Here is a 14,453-nt window from a genome sequence, read left to right as displayed (position 1 = left end):
AGATGTTTGATCTGACGGGAAAAAACGCGCTGGTGACTGGCGCTTCGGGCGGCATCGGAGCCGATATTGCGCGCGCATTGCATGGGGCCGGCGCCACGGTGGGCCTGTCGGGCACACGGGTGGATCCATTGGAGGCGCTGGCCGGTGCGCTGGGCGAGCGGGCACATGTGCTTCCGTGCAACCTGAGCGATGGCGACGCCGTGGCCGCGCTGCCGAAACAGGCGGCGGAGGCAATGGGGAGCGTTGACATTCTGGTCAACAACGCCGGCATCACGCGCGACAACCTGTTCATGCGGATGTCAGATGATGAATGGCAGAGCGTCTTGGACGTGAACCTGACGGCGACCTTCAAGCTGTGCAAAGGTGTGCTGCGCGGCATGATGAAGGCCCGCTGGGGCCGGATCGTGAATATCTCATCTGTGGTGGGGGCCACCGGCAATCCCGGTCAGGGCAATTACGCAGCGTCCAAAGCGGGCGTGATCGGCATGTCGAAATCGCTGGCCTATGAGGTGGCGAGCCGGGGAATCACGGTGAATGCGGTGGCGCCCGGGTTCATCGAGACGGCAATGACCGACAAGCTGACCGAAGAGCAGAAAAGCGCCATTCTGGCGCAGATTCCCACCGGACGCATGGGCAGTCCGGCGGAAATTGCCGCGGCGGTTCTATACCTTAGCAGCCCCGAGGCAGCCTATGTCACGGGCACGACCTTGCACGTCAATGGCGGGATGGCCATGTTGTGACAGCACGGTTTCCCAGGTGGGAGACCGAAAGGGTGAAAGCGTTTGCCATTGACGCGGTCTGTGTTATAGGCGGCGCACATTTGAGCAGGGGCGTGCCCTCTGCTGCCCCATGTCGGGGATGAGCCGCCCGCATGCGGGCACCAACCAAGCCACCCCAAGCGGGCAAGGGCAGAACAACGGGCCAACGGCCCGGAAGACGTGAGGAACAGACATGAGCGACGTCGCAGATCGCGTGAAGAAGATTGTTGTAGAGCACCTGGGTGTAGAAGAGGACAAAGTGACCGAGAACGCGTCGTTCATCGACGATCTGGGTGCGGACAGCCTCGATACCGTTGAACTGGTGATGGCCTTCGAAGAAGAGTTCGGCATTGAGATCCCGGATGACGCGGCCGAAACCATCCAGACCTTTGGTGACGCGGTCAAATTCATCTCGGACGCCTCTTAACCCCGTCTGACAGACCGAGTTTATCGGCAGGATTACGCGGCGCGGCCCAAAATGGGCGGCGCCGTTTTCTTTTGGCCTTGCACCTGTGTGCCACATGGGCGCAGGCTGGGTGAAAAACCCGAGCAGCAGGCCCAGACCGACCCATGAAAAGAACCGTCCCTATCATCAATACCGCACGTGTTACATTACGTGCGATGCGGCCCGAAGACTTTGATCGCTTTGCGGAAATCTGGGCAGACCCAGAGGTCGTCGCGCAGATCCGGGGCGGGCCGAGGTCGCGCGCGGCGAGTTGGGACGCCTTCCTGCGCAATGCCGGGCACTGGCAGATGACCGGGTTTGGTCAATGGGCCATCTCGGAGGTGCGCTCGCGCCGGATGGTCGGGCAGACCGGGTTCTTTTATGGCAACCGCGAACTGGGCGATGATTTCGACCCCTATCCAGAGGCGGGCTGGGTTCTGGCCCGCGAGGCGCAAGGACAGGGTCTGGCTCTGGAAGCGGTACAGGCCGCACATGAGTGGTTCGACCGGGTCATTCCCGGTCCGCTCACCGCGCTGATCACGCAGGCGCATGACCGGTCGCTGAGGATTGCGGAGGCGTTGGGATATCGTACGCTGCGCGATGCCGAGATGGACGGTGTTGCGCTGGTTCTGATGCGCCGAAACGGCCCACCCGGAGGCCGACCATGCCGCTATCGGTCCGCGGGATGTCGAAACTGAGGATCGGTGTGGCTCGCTCTGTGGTAGAGTGATCGGACCCAGAGCGGTGCGATGATGGTCCAGGCGGGGAGGCCGAGACGATGATACTCTTTCCGACAATCGAATTGCAGCACGGGGGCTGCGTGACACTGAACCGGGGACGGCTGGAAGAACCGGTGATCTGGCATGTTGATCCGGTCGAAACCGCGCGCGGTTATGCCTCGGCGGGGGCGGAGTGGATGCATCTGACCGATTTGGATGCGGTGGAGGGGCGGTCGGAAAACAGTGATCTGGTCGAAGAGATCATCCGCGCCGCAGGGATTCCGGTGCAGTTGGGCGGCGGGTTCCGGACACGCGATGGGGTGGAACGCTGGATCGACAAAGGGGCCGGGCGTGTGGTTGTGGGCACGCTTGCGGCGCAAAATCCCGATCTGGTCAAGGAGTTGGCCAAGTACCACCCCGATCAGATCGTTCTGGCGGTGGATGTATGGCAGGGTCAGGTGATGACCGAGGGGTGGCGCACGCCCAGTGCCTTTACACCATCCGGGTTCATCCAAGCGTTCGATGACGCGCCGCTGGCCGGCATAATCGTGACGGATATCGACAGCGATATGGCGGAGGTGGAGGCGCAATTGGGTCTGATTTCCGGTTTGGCGACCGAGGCCCGCACGCCGGTGATCGCGAGCGGTGTGGTCCGCAACATCGACGATATCGCGCGTCTGAAATATGTGCCCAATATCGCCGGTGCGATCGTTGGCAGGGCGCTCTTTCGCAAGGATATCGATCTGGTAGAGGCGCTGGGTGTGGCGCGCCCGGGACCGGAACCCGTGGCAGGCTTTCAGTAAGCGATGGTGTTGTTGTCGGATATGTTTGGCGGCGATGCGGGCGAAACGCTGATGGGGTTGCCTGCCGCGAGGGCCGAGAGTTTTTCAGGCGATATAGGGGTCTTTGGCGCCGATTGCGCAACGCCCTACGGATCCGTGGGGGCCTATTGCGCAGGCGGGCCGCACGCGATGCGCCTGGGGGCCGCCGCCTATGCGGGCAGCCATGACCGGTACAATTTCGATCTGGGCCATCGCGTCCTGCCAAAGGGCATATGCGCGTTCGATTTGGGCAATCTGCCGGTCGATCCCAACACTCCCCAGGAGAACCGGCGACTGATCTCAGAGAGGACCTCTCAAATCCTGGACGGCGGCGGTGTCCCTGTGCTGTTGGGCGGTGACGACTCGGTCCCGATCCCGATGCTGAAGGCCTTTGCCGGGCGGGGCATATTCAACATATTGCAGATAGATGCCCATATCGACTGGCGTGCAGAGGTGGAGGGGACGCCCTGGGGGCTGAGTTCCACAATGCGGCGCGCCAGCGAGATGGAGCATATCGGCACGATTGTTCAGGTCGGTGCGCGCGGCATTGGATCGGCAGGCAAGGCCGAGGTGGCAGCAGCCGACGCTTATGGCGCGCAGATCATGCCTGCTCACATTGTGCATCAGGTTGGTGTGAGTTCTGTCTTGGACGCCGTGCCTGCGGGCCAGCCGGTGATCGTGTGCTTTGATTGTGACGCGCTGGACCCGTCGATCATGCCCGCGGTGATCGCCGCTACCGGTGGCGGCCTGACCCATGCGCAGGTCTTGCAGCTGTTGCGCGGGCTTGCCGCGCGATGCCCGATTGCGGGGTTCGATCTGGTCGAGTTCATGCCAGAGGCGGATCAGGCTGGCATCGGCGCACGCACCGCCGGCCAGATCCTGGCGACGGTGCTGGGTCTGATTGCGCGTCAGGTCGCCGACCGGGACATCTGAGCACCCTTGCCCCCGGGGGACCGGTCGGGGTAAGAGCAGGGCGCTGGAAAGACGACAGGCAAGAGGGCAGTTCATGCGCAGAGTTGTGGTGACGGGTCTGGGGCTGGTGACGCCTCTGGCGGATGGTGTGGACGAATCCTGGGCGCGGATCCTCGCGGGGAAATCGGGGGCCGGTCCAATTGCCGGTTTTGACACCACCGGGTTGACGACGACCTATGCCTGTGAGGTGCCGCGCGGGGACGGCAGTGACGGGACATTCAATCCCGATACCTATCTGGAGCCCAAAGAGCAGCGCAAGATCGACACGTTTATCATGTTTGGTCTTGCCGCCGCGCAGCAGGCGGTTGAGGATTCGGGCTGGATGCCGGACGATGCCGAAAGCCAGGAGCGGACCGGTGTCCTGATCGGCTCGGGGATCGGCGGGCTGAATTCCATCGCAAATACGGCCGTGATGATGGAAGAGAAGGGCCCGCGCCGCGTCAGCCCGTTCTTTGTTCCGGGCGCGCTGATCAATCTGATCTCGGGTCAGGTGAGCATCCGTTATGGTTTTCGAGGGCCAAACCATTCTGTGGTCACGGCCTGTTCCACAGGTGCCCACGCGATCGGCGACGCGGCCCGTTTCATCAAATACGGCGATGCGGATGTCATGGTCGCAGGCGGCGCCGAGGCCGCAATCTGCCGGGTGGGTATAGCTGGATTTAACGCCTGTAAGGCGCTGTCGACGAAGCGCCCGGACGCGCCAGAGACGGCCAGCCGCCCTTATGACGCAGACCGCGATGGGTTCGTCATGGGCGAAGGGGCGGGCATCGTCGTTCTCGAAGAGTATGAACACGCCAAGGCGCGCGGCGCGAAGATCTATGCCGAGGTTCTGGGCTATGGTCTGTCGGGGGATGCGTATCATATCACCGCCCCGTCCGAGAATGGCGAAGGCGCAGAGCGGTCGATGCGCGCGGCCCTGCGTGATGCCGATATTGATCCGTCGGCAGTGGATTACATCAATGCGCATGGCACCTCGACCATGGCGGATGTGATTGAGCTGGCCGCGGTCGAACGTCTGATGGGCGATGCGGCGGGCAAGGTGACGATGTCGTCGACCAAATCCGCGACGGGGCATCTGTTGGGTGCGGCAGGCGCGATCGAGGCGATTTTCTCGGTCCTGGCGATCCGCGACCAGGTGGCTCCGCCGACCATCAATCTGGACACACCCGCCGTGGAGACACCGGTTGATCTGGCCCCGAATGCCAAGCGTGAGCGCGATATCAACATCGCGCTGTCGAACTCGTTCGGGTTCGGCGGGACAAATGCAAGCGTGGTCTTTGGGAAGGTCGACTGATGTGGCGGGCGGTTGCCTCTAACGGGCTGTCCCTGCTGATCGTGGGGCTGTTTCTGCTGGGCGGCCTGATCATGTGGGGTCAGGGTCAGTATCGTGGACCCGGCCCGTTGAGCGAGGCGATCTGTGTTCAGGTCGAGCGCGGCTCGAACATGGGGCGGGTGAGCCAGACGCTGGAGGCGGATGGCGCCATTACATCGGCGCGCATCTTCCGGATGGGCGCGGATTACTCCGAGAAATCCGATCAGTTGAAGGCGGGGAGTTTTCTTGTCGCGCCGGGTGCATCGATGGAGACCATCGTTGACCAGATCACCCGTGGCGGGGCCAGCACCTGTGGCACCGAGATTGTGTACCGGATCGGTGTCACACGGGTTCTTGCCGAAGTGCGCGAGCTTGATCCGGCAACAAACCGGTTTGTCGAGATGGCGCAATACAACCCGGCCGAAGAAGAGGCTCCCGACCTTTACGTGGAGAAGAAGGCCGAGATCGGAACGCGCTTCCGGATCGCTCTGGCCGAAGGCGTCACCAGCTGGCAGGTCGTGGAAAGCCTCAAAGCGATGGATGTGTTGGAGGGGGAGGTTGAGGCCGTTCCCGCCGAGGGTCGCCTTGCGCCAGACAGCTATGAGGTGCAGGCCGGTGACAACCGGGCGGATATCGTGAGCAGGATGGAGGCAGCACAGACCGAGCGCATCGCGCAGGCCTGGCAGAACCGGCAAGAGGGCCTTCCGCTGGAAAGCCCCGAAGAGATGCTGATCCTGGCCTCGATCATTGAAAAGGAAACCTCGGTCGCAGAAGAGCGCGAGCAGGTGGCAAGCGTCTTTGTGAACCGACTGAACCGGGGCATGCGCCTGCAAACCGACCCCACGGTAATCTATGGCATTACTCAGGGTCAGGGAACGTTGGGCCGCGGCCTGAGACGCAGTGAATTGCGCGGCGAAACACCTTGGAATACTTATGTTATTTCAGGTTTGCCGCCAACCCCCATCGCCAATCCGGGATTGGCCAGTCTTGAGGCGGCCGTGAACCCGGACGAGACTGATTATGTGTTCTTCGTGGCCGACGGCACCGGTGGTCATGCCTTTGCCGAGACCCTGGCCGAGCATAACCGCAATGTGGCGCGCTGGCGCCAGATCGAAGCGGAACGGGCCAATTCCGACTGACCTTGCGAACGCCCTGTTAACCAATAAATAACATTTATAATCAGGGGGTTGGGTGGCGAAGCTCATCAGAAATTCCTTGACATTCCGAACGCTTTCCCTTATAAGTTGCGACAAGCTGGAAGATTTGCATAACCCATCCTGAGGCGATGCTTCAGGGGCGGATCTGCGTCTCTCTCGTGCGGAGTTCACTCACGCATGAGGATAATAATCAATATGACTATCGTGACCCCGGAAGACCATGAGCATGGCACGGCCGATCTGATCGGTGCGTTCCACGACTCGATCCGAGAACTACGGATCGTCATTGAAGATCTGAAACAACAGATCCGCGACAGTGAGGGCGTTGATTTGACGGTGGCGTCGAAACATCTGGCGCCGTCAGAAGCCTTGATCAGAAATTGTTTGAAAGTGGAGGCAAACCTTGTTGATCAAAAGAACCGAGAGCTGGGAATCGCGCAAGGTGGATATGCCATCGACCTTGACCGCGCTCGATTTGAAGTCGGGTGCCGCCTGGCTCGCCTCCGCGCCTGTTGCACAACAGGAGCGGTTCCTAAATGAGATCGGAGAGGGAGGGCTCGCTGCCCTCCCTTTTCTTTTTGAGTTTTGGGCCTTGCCGCATCAGCTTCCTCCTGGGGGCGATTGGCGATCCTGGGTCGTGATGGGGGGCCGGGGTGCTGGCAAGACGCGCGCCGGTGCCGAATGGGTGCGCGCACAGGTCGAAGGGGCGATGCCGCTGGATCCTGGAGCGGCGTCCCGCGTGGCGCTGGTTGGCGAAACCTTTGACCAGGTGCGCGATGTGATGGTGTTCGGCGAAAGCGGCATTCTGGCTTGTTCGCCGCCCGATCGCCGCCCTGTATGGAAGGCGGGGGAAGCCAAGTTGATCTGGCCCAACGGAGCAGAGGCCAAGGCCTATTCCGCGCATGACCCCGAAGGGTTGCGCGGCCCGCAATTCGATGCGGCCTGGGTGGATGAACTGGCCAAGTGGCGCAAGGCGCGCGACACCTGGGACATGTTGCAATTTGCCTTGCGGCTGGGCGAGGATCCGCGGGTTTGCGTGACCACCACGCCGCGCAATGTCGATATACTCAAGGAACTGCTGGAGGCGCCATCGACGGTTGTTACCCATGCGCCGACGGAGGCTAATCGCGCCAATCTTGCCGGATCCTTTCTGGAAGAGGTGCGGCGACGCTATGCCGGAACCCGATTGGGCCAGCAGGAGCTGGACGGGGTTCTGTTGTCGGATGTGGACGGGGCGCTTTGGACCTCGGATCTGTTGGAAGGGGCCTTGATCGACCATGCCCCGCCGCTGGACCGGGTGGTTGTGGCGCTGGATCCGGCGGTGTCGGGGAAGACGTCGTCAGATGCCTGTGGGATTGTCGTGGCCGGGGTGCGGATGGACGGGCCGCCGCAGAACTGGCAGGCGGTCGTTCTGGCCGATGAGACCGTACAGGGGCAAAGCCCGCTGGGCTGGGCGCGCACCGCGATCGAGGCGATGCGGGAACATGGCGCGGACCGGCTGGTGGCCGAAGTCAATCAGGGCGGGCAGCTTGTCGAGGAGGTGGTGCGCCAGCTCGATCCGTTGGTGGCCTATCGCGGGGTGCACGCAAGCCGGGGCAAGGCCGCGCGGGCCGAACCGGTGGCGGCCCTTTATGAGCAGGGGCGGGTGCGGCATCTGCGGGGGTTGGGCGCGCTTGAAGAGCAGATGGTGCAGATGACAGTGAGCGGGTATCGCGGCAGCGGATCGCCCGACCGGGTCGATGCGTTGGTCTGGGCGCTGCATGAGCTGATGATTGAACCGGCGGCCAAATGGCGGCTGCCGCGGGTTCGGTCCTTGTAAACAAGGGCCCGGCGAGCACCGTTCGGTGGATTGTGAAAGTCTTCGGAAAGCTCTGTCAAAACTCTTCTCAACACGACGGGTACGAGGCCCGGCCAGGGTGCCGGGCGAACGAGGAGCTTGAGAATGGTGTTTGATTTCTTGCGCGGCACAAAGCAGGAGAACCTGCCGGAACAAAAGGCGAGCCGGACGGGGCCGGTGGTCGCCTATCACAGCTCGGGCCGGGTGGCGTGGAGCCCGCGCGATACCGTCTCGCTGACCAAGACCGGCTTTGCGGGCAACCCCGTGGGGTTCCGGTCGGTCAAGCTGATCGCCGAGGCTGCCGCCGCGTTGCCGGTGGTGTTACAGGATGCGGAGCGGCGCTATGACACGCACCCGCTGCTGACATTGCTGGCGCGCCCCAATCTGGCGCAAGGGCGGGCGGAGTTGATGGAGGCGCTTTATGGTCAGTTGATGCTGTCGGGCAATGCCTATCTTGAAGCCGTGCCCGGCGACGGTCTTGTGCCTGTTGAATTGCATGTCTTGCGGTCTGACCGGATGCATGTGGTGCCCGGGTCCGATGGCTGGCCTGCCGCCTATGAATATGCGGTTGGGGGACAGAAGCATCGCTTTCACGTGACCGAGCCGTCGCCGATCTGCCATATCCGCAGCTTTCATCCGCAAGACGACCATTACGGGCTTTCGCCGATGCAGGCCGCCGCGATGGCGTTGGATGTGCATAACGCGGCCAGCCGCTGGTCAAAGGCACTGCTGGACAATGCCGCGCGGCCGTCAGGTGCGATCGTCTATCGCGGGGCCGACGGGCAGGGCGTGATGAGCGCCGAGCAATATGACCGCCTGCAATCTGAGATGGAGAGCCATCATCAGGGTGCGCGGAACGCCGGTCGCCCGATGCTGCTGGAGGGGGGGCTTGACTGGAAACCGATGGGGTTTTCGCCCTCGGACATGGAATTTCAGAAGACCAAGGATGCCGCGGCGCGTGAGATTGCTTTGGCCTTTGGCGTGCCGCCGATGCTGCTGGGGATCGCGGGAGACGCGACCTATGCCAATTATCAGGAGGCCAACCGCGCGTTTTACCGCCTGACTGTGCTGCCGCTGGCCACGCGGGTCACGGCGGCGGTGTCGTCCTGGCTTTCAGCCTATAGCGGCGAGGCGGTGGAGTTAAAGCCCGACCTTGATCAGGTGCCTGCCCTGGCAGCGGAGCGCGATGCGCAATGGGCGCGCGTGACCCAGGCCGATTTTCTGAGCGAGGGGGAGAAACGCGCCTTGCTGGGTCTGCCCGCGCGGGATGAAGGGTCTGCGGATGGCTGAGCCCGACACAAGCTTTCTGTGTGCTCCCGGTCTGCGGCTGGAAGCGCACGAAAGGGTGACGAAAATTCAGATTGAGATGCTGCACACGCAAATCCAGCGGATCGAGGACATGGTCGAGCTGATCGAACGGCGGCTGTGGCTGATGGTCTACGGCATGCTCGCGGTGATCCTGGCGGAGACATTCCGGTCGGTATCGAGCCTGGTGATGTGAGACAACGAGGAGTGGATGAGATGCAAGAGACGGGTTTGGAGCACAAATTCGCCCGGTTTGGCGAAGGAGTGCAGCTGTCGGAAGGGTCGGTGATCGGTGGCTATGCCAGCCTTTTTGGCGAGACCGATCAGGGCGGGGATATAGTCCAGCGGGGCGCCTATGCCGCCTCATTGGCCGCGTTCAGGACGGAAAACCGTCACCTCAAGATGCTGTGGCAGCACGATCCGGCGCAGCCCATCGGGATCTGGGACGAGGTGCGCGAGGATCAAAAGGGGCTTTTTGTCCGGGGGCGGCTTTTGGACAGCACCCAGCGAGGTCGGGAGGCCGCCGCACTGATCGAGGCGGGCGCGCTGGACGGATTGTCGATCGGGTATCGCACGCTCAAGGCGGCAAAGAACGACAAGGGCCAGCGGCTCTTGACAGAACTGGAGCTCTGGGAGGTGTCGTTGGTGACCTTCCCGATGCTGCCCAGTGCGCGGGTGGCGTCCAAGGGCGAAAGCCTGGAAACCGACGCTGGCCTGCGCGAATTGGCGGCGGCCCTTGAGGGCGCGCGGCTGGAGCTGGGGCGCCGCTGACGCGCCTCTTTCTCAGCATCAAAAGGAAAAGCTGATGAGCAAGACCGAGACGAAGGCTCGGGTCGGGGAAGGTGTGTCTCCGGCTGAGGAAGTGAAGCAGGCGGTGACCGGTTTCATTTCCGATTTCAAGGGCTTTCAGAATGAAATTCAACACAAACTTCAACAAACGGAAGAGCGACTGACCATGCTGGATCGTAAAACCCAATTTGCGGCGCGCCCGCATCTGGCAGGCGGCGTCGAGATGGACGCACCGCACCAGAAAGCCTTTAAAGCCTATCTGCGCAGCGGCGATGACGATGCGCTGCGGGGCCTGGAGATGGAGGGCAAGGCGCTCTCGACGGCCGTCAACAGCGATGGCGGGTATCTGGTGGATCCGCAAACCTCTGACACGGTGCAGTCGGTTCTGAATGCCACGGCCTCGATCCGGGCGATTGCCAATGTGGTCAATGTCGAAGCGACGTCCTATGACGTGCTGGTCGATCACACCGATGTGGGCGCAGGCTGGGCCACCGAGACTGCAGCCACCGGCGAGACCGACAGCCCGCAGATCGACAGGATCTCTATTGCGCTGAACGAGCTGAGCGCGATGCCCAAAGCCTCCCAACGGCTGCTCGATGACAGTGCCTTCGATATTGAAGGCTGGCTGGCAGGCCGGATCGCGGACAAGTTCGCGCGCGCCGAGGCGGCGGCCTTTGTCGCAGGTGACGGTGTGGACAAGCCCAAGGGGTTTCTGGCGCATACCATCGTGGATGACGCATCGTGGTCCTGGGGGGATCTGGGCTATGTCGCGACCGGGACCGATGGCGGGATCGGCAATGCGGAGGCGATCGTCGACCTGGTCTATGCCCTGGGGGCGGAGTATCGCGCCAATGCGACTTTCGTGATGAATTCCAAGGTAGCGGGCCTGGTGCGCAAGCTCAAGGATGCCGATGGCCGGTTTTTGTGGTCCGACGGTCTCGCGGCGGCGGAACCCGCGCGCCTGATGGGGTATCCTGTGCTGATTGCCGAGGATATGCCGGATGCGGCCAGCGGCAGTCATTCCATTGCCTTTGGCGATTTCGCCGCCGGTTACACCGTGGCCGAGCGTCCCGATCTGCGCGTGCTGCGCGACCCGTTCAGCGCCAAGCCGCATGTTCTGTTTTACGCGACCAAGCGCGTCGGCGGGGATGTGAGCGATTTCGCGGCCATAAAGCTGCTGAAATTCGGCCTTTCGTAAGGAAGGTCGATAGAGGTCGGCCTGTGCAGGCCGACCTCGGGATCGGGCGCGTGTCTGAGAAGACCCCTCATGTTGTCTAGCTGCTCCCCTCCGTCCGAGCAACGTGGGGCGGCACGCGGTCGATTTCCCGCGCCGAGCAGGTGCGGACGGGCAGAGAGATTCGGAGTGAATTGATGATGTTGATAGAAGAGAACATCGTACCTGATGCGGCATTGCCGGTGGAGGCGTTCAAGGCGCATCTGCATATGGGCAGCGGGTTTGACGAAGGCAGTTTGCAAGACAGTGTCTTGCAGTCATTTTTGCGCGCGGCCATCGCTGCGGTTGAGGCCCGAACGGGCAAGGTGCTGATCACGCGCAACTTTTCCCTTGTTCTGAACGGTTGGCAGAATGCCATGGGTCAGGTGTTTCCGGTGGCTCCGATTGCAGCGGTCGATGCGGTGACGTTGATGGATCGCCTGGGTCAGGAGACCGCCGTTCCGGCCGAAAGCTACTGGCTGGAGCAGGATACGCACAGGCCCGCGCTCAAGCCGCGCAGCATGTTGCTGCCTTTGTTGCCTCAGGACGGCTCGGTCAAGGTTACCTTCAGCGCCGGCTATGCGGCGGCGTTCACGGAGATTCCGTCTGATCTGGCTCAGGCCGTTCTGATGCTGGCCGCGCATTATTACGAGTTCCGGCATGAGACCGGCCTTTCGGGCGGCTGCATGCCGTTTGGCGTCTCGAGTCTGATCGAGCGGTACAAATCATTGCGCCTGCGCGCGGGCCGGGCGTGATGAAGGTGCCGCATCTGAACCGCAAGCTGGTGCTGGAATCTCCGGAGCGCGCGCCCGACGGCGCGGGCGGCTATTCTGAGACCTGGGTCGCGCTGGGAGAGCTTTGGGCGGGGATTCAAAGCCGCTCGGGGCGGGAACGGACATCTGGCACGGCAACCGTTGCAACGGTTCCGCTTAAGATCGTTGTGCGCGGGGCGCCCTATGGGGCGGCATCGCATCCTCAGCCCGGACAGCGGTTTCGAGAAGGGACGCGGATCTATGCCATCACAGCAGTGACCGAATGGGACGGGCATGGCCGGTACCTGACATGCTTTGCGCAAGAGGAGGTCGTGGCATGAGCTATGCAGTGTCCGCGGCGTTGCAATCGGCAGTGTATCAACACCTGCAAGCGGATCCCGCGTTGGACGCGTTGGTCGGCAGCGCGATTTACGATGCAATGCCCGAGGGGGCCTTGCCGAGCCTCTATGTAAGCCTTGGACCCGAAACCGCCACCGACCGGTCGGATGTGACGGGATCGGGCAGCCTGCACCGGTTCACCGTTTCGGTGGTGTCGGCGGCGGCCGGGTTCGCATTGGCCAAGCAGGCCGCCGGTGCGATCACGGATGCGCTGGACATGCCGCTGCCTCTGACCCGTGGCACGCTCGTCTATCTCAATTTCGACCGCGCCGTTGCGCGGCGGACCGGGCCCGCGGGATCGCTGCGGCAGATCGATCTGAGATTTCGCGCCCGCGTCGATGACATTTAACACTCAACACGGAGAAGAGACATGGTTGCCCAATCTGGCAAGGATCTTTTGGTCAAGGTGGACATGACCGGTGGCGGTCAGTTCGAAACAATCGCGGGGCTGCGCGCCACGCGGGTCAGCTTCAACGCCGAGGCGGTGGATGTCACCAGCCTGGAAAGCCAGGGCGGCTGGCGGGAATTGCTGAGCGGGGCAGGCGTCAAATCTGCGGCGATCTCCGGCTCGGGCGTGTTCAAGGATCAGGGCACCGATGAGCGGACACGGCAACTGTTCTTCGATGGGGAGACGCCGGAGTTTCAGGTGATCATTCCCGATTTCGGCATTGTGGAGGGCGCCTTTCAAGTCACCGCGATAGAGTATTCCGGCGCGCATAATGGTGAGGCGACCTATGAAATCTCGCTGGCCAGTGCCGGTGCGCTGACCTTCACCGCGATCTGAGCCGATGACCAATCCGTGGAGGGGAGAGGTGGCGCTGACCATCAACGGGGAGCCGCATGTCCTCAAGCTGACGCTGGGGGCGCTGGCCGCTCTTGAGGCGCGGGTTGAAGCAGGTTCGCTGGTGGCGCTGGTGGAGCGGTTCGAGGGCGGTGCGTTTTCCTCGGCGGATGTGTTGGCGCTGGTGCATGCCGGGCTGCTGGGCGGCGGCGCGGTGATCAGCATCCAAGAGCTGGGCCAAGCCGATATCGCGGGTGGGCCGATGGCTGCCGCGCGGGCGGGTGCCGAGCTTTTGGCGCGCGCATTCATTGTGCCCGGAGAGAACGCATGAGCGGGTTTGATTGGCCTGGCCTGATGCGCGCCGGGATGCAGGGGCTTCGGCTGGAGCCCGAGCGGTTCTGGGCGCTGACACCGGCGGAGCTGGCGATGATGCTGGGCCATGGCGGAGGCCGCGCGCCGATGACACGGGCCGGGTTGGAGACGCTGGAAGCGGCGTTTCCCGATCACCGAAAGGAGACAGGGGATGAGTGAAGGCGAAGGTATTGAGAACCTTGAACTGGCATCCAACGGGCTGGGCGACAGCCTGAACGTCGCATCCCAGATGGCGGCCGGTTTCAACGGCGAATTGCGGCGTATCCGCGAGAGCTTTGCCGCCACGGGCAAGGATGCGGCCACGCTGGAGCGGGGGCTGTCACGCGGTTTGCGCAAGGCGTTCGACGGTGTGGTCTTTGACGGTGACAAGCTATCCGACGCGCTCGACACGCTGGCTCACTCGATGATCAACACGGTCTATTCCTCGGCGATGAAGCCGGTGACCGACCATTTTGGTGGTCTGATTGCGGGCGGTGTATCGAACCTGATGCAAGGGCTATTGCCCTTTGCCGATGGCGGCTCATTTGCCCAGGGCCGGGTGATGCCCTTCGCCTCGGGCGGGATCGTGAACGGTCCGACGATGTTTCCGATGCGTGGTGGCACCGGTCTGATGGGCGAGGCGGGGCCGGAGGCGATCATGCCCCTGGCGCGCGGCCCCGATGGCAAGCTGGGCGTGCGTGGATCGGGGGGTACGACCCATGTCGTCATCCAGGTGAGCACGCCCGATGTGCAGGGTTTTCAGCGCAGCCAGGGGCAGATTGCGGCGCAGATGGGCCGGGCGCTTGGCCGCGGCAACCGCAATCGTTGATCGAAGGAGAAGG

Annotated in this window: 20 protein-coding genes; all 20 read left to right on the top strand. The window is 62.8% G+C overall.

What is annotated here, in order from left to right; genetic code table 11:
- Window positions 1–2: 2 nt before the first annotated feature.
- Window positions 3–740 (top strand): 3-oxoacyl-ACP reductase FabG, encoded by a 738-nt coding sequence (gene fabG / locus HEP69_RS06315; protein ID WP_290557717.1) that lies wholly within the window; start codon window positions 3–5, stop codon window positions 738–740.
- A 211-nt stretch (window positions 741–951) separates the two neighbouring features.
- Window positions 952–1,185, top strand: coding sequence for an acyl carrier protein (locus HEP69_RS06310; RefSeq protein WP_050929435.1), 234 nt, complete (start codon window positions 952–954; stop codon window positions 1,183–1,185).
- A 143-nt stretch (window positions 1,186–1,328) separates the two neighbouring features.
- Entirely contained in the window at window positions 1,329–1,901 is a 573-nt protein-coding gene (locus tag HEP69_RS06305) for a GNAT family N-acetyltransferase (protein ID WP_290557716.1), read from the top strand.
- An 80-nt stretch (window positions 1,902–1,981) separates the two neighbouring features.
- The gene (locus HEP69_RS06300) at window positions 1,982–2,725 is read left to right on the top strand and encodes a 1-(5-phosphoribosyl)-5-[(5-phosphoribosylamino)methylideneamino] imidazole-4-carboxamide isomerase (RefSeq protein WP_290557715.1); all 744 of its coding nucleotides are present in this window, start codon (window positions 1,982–1,984) and stop codon (window positions 2,723–2,725) included.
- 3 nt (window positions 2,726–2,728) lie between these two features.
- A complete protein-coding gene (locus HEP69_RS06295; RefSeq protein WP_290557714.1) occupies window positions 2,729–3,676 on the top strand; it encodes an arginase family protein in 948 nt (315 codons plus the stop codon).
- Window positions 3,677–3,749: 73 nt separating this feature from the next.
- Window positions 3,750–5,009: a beta-ketoacyl-ACP synthase II gene (fabF, locus tag HEP69_RS06290; protein WP_290557713.1), complete on the top strand. Its 1,260-nt coding sequence runs from the start codon at window positions 3,750–3,752 to the stop codon at window positions 5,007–5,009.
- The gene (mltG, locus tag HEP69_RS06285; RefSeq protein ID WP_290557712.1) at window positions 5,009–6,166 is read left to right on the top strand and encodes an endolytic transglycosylase MltG; all 1,158 of its coding nucleotides are present in this window, start codon (window positions 5,009–5,011) and stop codon (window positions 6,164–6,166) included. Before fabF ends, mltG begins: the two co-directional genes overlap by 1 nt.
- A gap of 213 nt (window positions 6,167–6,379) precedes the next feature.
- Window positions 6,380–6,724 carry a hypothetical protein gene (locus HEP69_RS06280; RefSeq protein ID WP_290557711.1) on the top strand — a complete coding sequence of 115 codons (345 nt, stop codon included), beginning with the start codon at window positions 6,380–6,382 and terminating at the stop codon, window positions 6,722–6,724.
- Window positions 6,633–8,003: a terminase family protein gene (locus HEP69_RS06275; protein WP_290557710.1), complete on the top strand. Its 1,371-nt coding sequence runs from the start codon at window positions 6,633–6,635 to the stop codon at window positions 8,001–8,003. The genes HEP69_RS06280 and HEP69_RS06275 overlap by 92 nt, the downstream gene beginning before the upstream one ends.
- A gap of 123 nt (window positions 8,004–8,126) precedes the next feature.
- The gene (locus HEP69_RS06270) at window positions 8,127–9,311 is read left to right on the top strand and encodes a phage portal protein (protein WP_290557709.1); all 1,185 of its coding nucleotides are present in this window, start codon (window positions 8,127–8,129) and stop codon (window positions 9,309–9,311) included.
- Window positions 9,304–9,522 carry a hypothetical protein gene (locus HEP69_RS06265; RefSeq protein ID WP_290557708.1) on the top strand — a complete coding sequence of 73 codons (219 nt, stop codon included), beginning with the start codon at window positions 9,304–9,306 and terminating at the stop codon, window positions 9,520–9,522. Before HEP69_RS06270 ends, HEP69_RS06265 begins: the two co-directional genes overlap by 8 nt.
- Window positions 9,523–9,542: 20 nt before the next feature.
- Window positions 9,543–10,097: an HK97 family phage prohead protease gene (locus HEP69_RS06260; protein WP_290557707.1), complete on the top strand. Its 555-nt coding sequence runs from the start codon at window positions 9,543–9,545 to the stop codon at window positions 10,095–10,097.
- A gap of 34 nt (window positions 10,098–10,131) precedes the next feature.
- On the top strand, window positions 10,132–11,313 hold the full coding sequence (locus tag HEP69_RS06255) for a phage major capsid protein (protein WP_290557706.1): 1,182 nt from the start codon (window positions 10,132–10,134) through the stop codon (window positions 11,311–11,313).
- Window positions 11,314–11,486: 173 nt separating this feature from the next.
- Window positions 11,487–12,083 carry a hypothetical protein gene (locus tag HEP69_RS06250; protein WP_290557705.1) on the top strand — a complete coding sequence of 199 codons (597 nt, stop codon included), beginning with the start codon at window positions 11,487–11,489 and terminating at the stop codon, window positions 12,081–12,083.
- The gene (locus HEP69_RS06245) at window positions 12,083–12,421 is read left to right on the top strand and encodes a head-tail adaptor protein (RefSeq protein ID WP_290557704.1); all 339 of its coding nucleotides are present in this window, start codon (window positions 12,083–12,085) and stop codon (window positions 12,419–12,421) included. Before HEP69_RS06250 ends, HEP69_RS06245 begins: the two co-directional genes overlap by 1 nt.
- The gene (locus HEP69_RS06240) at window positions 12,418–12,828 is read left to right on the top strand and encodes a DUF3168 domain-containing protein (RefSeq protein WP_290557703.1); all 411 of its coding nucleotides are present in this window, start codon (window positions 12,418–12,420) and stop codon (window positions 12,826–12,828) included. Before HEP69_RS06245 ends, HEP69_RS06240 begins: the two co-directional genes overlap by 4 nt.
- A gap of 21 nt (window positions 12,829–12,849) precedes the next feature.
- A complete protein-coding gene (locus HEP69_RS06235) occupies window positions 12,850–13,263 on the top strand; it encodes a phage major tail protein, TP901-1 family (RefSeq protein WP_290557702.1) in 414 nt (137 codons plus the stop codon).
- A gap of 4 nt (window positions 13,264–13,267) precedes the next feature.
- On the top strand, window positions 13,268–13,591 hold the full coding sequence (locus tag HEP69_RS06230) for a gene transfer agent family protein (protein WP_290557701.1): 324 nt from the start codon (window positions 13,268–13,270) through the stop codon (window positions 13,589–13,591).
- Window positions 13,588–13,791, top strand: a complete 204-nt coding sequence (locus HEP69_RS06225) for a rcc01693 family protein (RefSeq protein ID WP_290557700.1) — start codon at window positions 13,588–13,590, stop codon at window positions 13,789–13,791. The genes HEP69_RS06230 and HEP69_RS06225 overlap by 4 nt, the downstream gene beginning before the upstream one ends.
- Window positions 13,784–14,440: a phage tail tape measure protein gene (locus HEP69_RS06220; protein WP_290557699.1), complete on the top strand. Its 657-nt coding sequence runs from the start codon at window positions 13,784–13,786 to the stop codon at window positions 14,438–14,440. Before HEP69_RS06225 ends, HEP69_RS06220 begins: the two co-directional genes overlap by 8 nt.
- Window positions 14,441–14,453: the final 13 nt, after the last annotated feature.

The sequence above is a fragment of the Aestuariivita sp. genome, from assembly GCF_021404545.1.
Classification (GTDB): Bacteria; Pseudomonadota; Alphaproteobacteria; order Rhodobacterales; family Rhodobacteraceae; genus Aestuariivita.
The sequence above is the reverse complement of the archived record's forward strand: the minus strand, read 5'-3'. Positions and strand labels throughout refer to the sequence as shown.

Excerpts from the sequence above, each read along its gene's own strand:
- fabG (WP_290557717.1), top strand. The coding sequence starts at position 3 with ATGTTTGATCTGACGGGAAAAAACGCGCTGGTGACTGGCGCTTCGGGC.
- HEP69_RS06310 (WP_050929435.1), top strand. The coding sequence starts at position 952 with ATGAGCGACGTCGCAGATCGCGTGAAGAAGATTGTTGTAGAGCACCTG.
- HEP69_RS06305 (WP_290557716.1), top strand. The coding sequence starts at position 1,329 with ATGAAAAGAACCGTCCCTATCATCAATACCGCACGTGTTACATTACGT.
- HEP69_RS06300 (WP_290557715.1), top strand. The coding sequence starts at position 1,982 with ATGATACTCTTTCCGACAATCGAATTGCAGCACGGGGGCTGCGTGACA.
- HEP69_RS06295 (WP_290557714.1), top strand. The coding sequence starts at position 2,729 with ATGGTGTTGTTGTCGGATATGTTTGGCGGCGATGCGGGCGAAACGCTG.
- fabF (WP_290557713.1), top strand. The coding sequence starts at position 3,750 with ATGCGCAGAGTTGTGGTGACGGGTCTGGGGCTGGTGACGCCTCTGGCG.
- mltG (WP_290557712.1), top strand. The coding sequence starts at position 5,009 with ATGTGGCGGGCGGTTGCCTCTAACGGGCTGTCCCTGCTGATCGTGGGG.
- HEP69_RS06280 (WP_290557711.1), top strand. The coding sequence starts at position 6,380 with ATGACTATCGTGACCCCGGAAGACCATGAGCATGGCACGGCCGATCTG.
- HEP69_RS06275 (WP_290557710.1), top strand. The coding sequence starts at position 6,633 with ATGCCATCGACCTTGACCGCGCTCGATTTGAAGTCGGGTGCCGCCTGG.
- HEP69_RS06270 (WP_290557709.1), top strand. The coding sequence starts at position 8,127 with ATGGTGTTTGATTTCTTGCGCGGCACAAAGCAGGAGAACCTGCCGGAA.
- HEP69_RS06265 (WP_290557708.1), top strand. The coding sequence starts at position 9,304 with ATGGCTGAGCCCGACACAAGCTTTCTGTGTGCTCCCGGTCTGCGGCTG.
- HEP69_RS06260 (WP_290557707.1), top strand. The coding sequence starts at position 9,543 with ATGCAAGAGACGGGTTTGGAGCACAAATTCGCCCGGTTTGGCGAAGGA.
- HEP69_RS06255 (WP_290557706.1), top strand. The coding sequence starts at position 10,132 with ATGAGCAAGACCGAGACGAAGGCTCGGGTCGGGGAAGGTGTGTCTCCG.
- HEP69_RS06250 (WP_290557705.1), top strand. The coding sequence starts at position 11,487 with ATGATGTTGATAGAAGAGAACATCGTACCTGATGCGGCATTGCCGGTG.
- HEP69_RS06245 (WP_290557704.1), top strand. The coding sequence starts at position 12,083 with ATGAAGGTGCCGCATCTGAACCGCAAGCTGGTGCTGGAATCTCCGGAG.
- HEP69_RS06240 (WP_290557703.1), top strand. The coding sequence starts at position 12,418 with ATGAGCTATGCAGTGTCCGCGGCGTTGCAATCGGCAGTGTATCAACAC.
- HEP69_RS06235 (WP_290557702.1), top strand. The coding sequence starts at position 12,850 with ATGGTTGCCCAATCTGGCAAGGATCTTTTGGTCAAGGTGGACATGACC.
- HEP69_RS06230 (WP_290557701.1), top strand. The coding sequence starts at position 13,268 with ATGACCAATCCGTGGAGGGGAGAGGTGGCGCTGACCATCAACGGGGAG.
- HEP69_RS06225 (WP_290557700.1), top strand. The coding sequence starts at position 13,588 with ATGAGCGGGTTTGATTGGCCTGGCCTGATGCGCGCCGGGATGCAGGGG.
- HEP69_RS06220 (WP_290557699.1), top strand. The coding sequence starts at position 13,784 with ATGAGTGAAGGCGAAGGTATTGAGAACCTTGAACTGGCATCCAACGGG.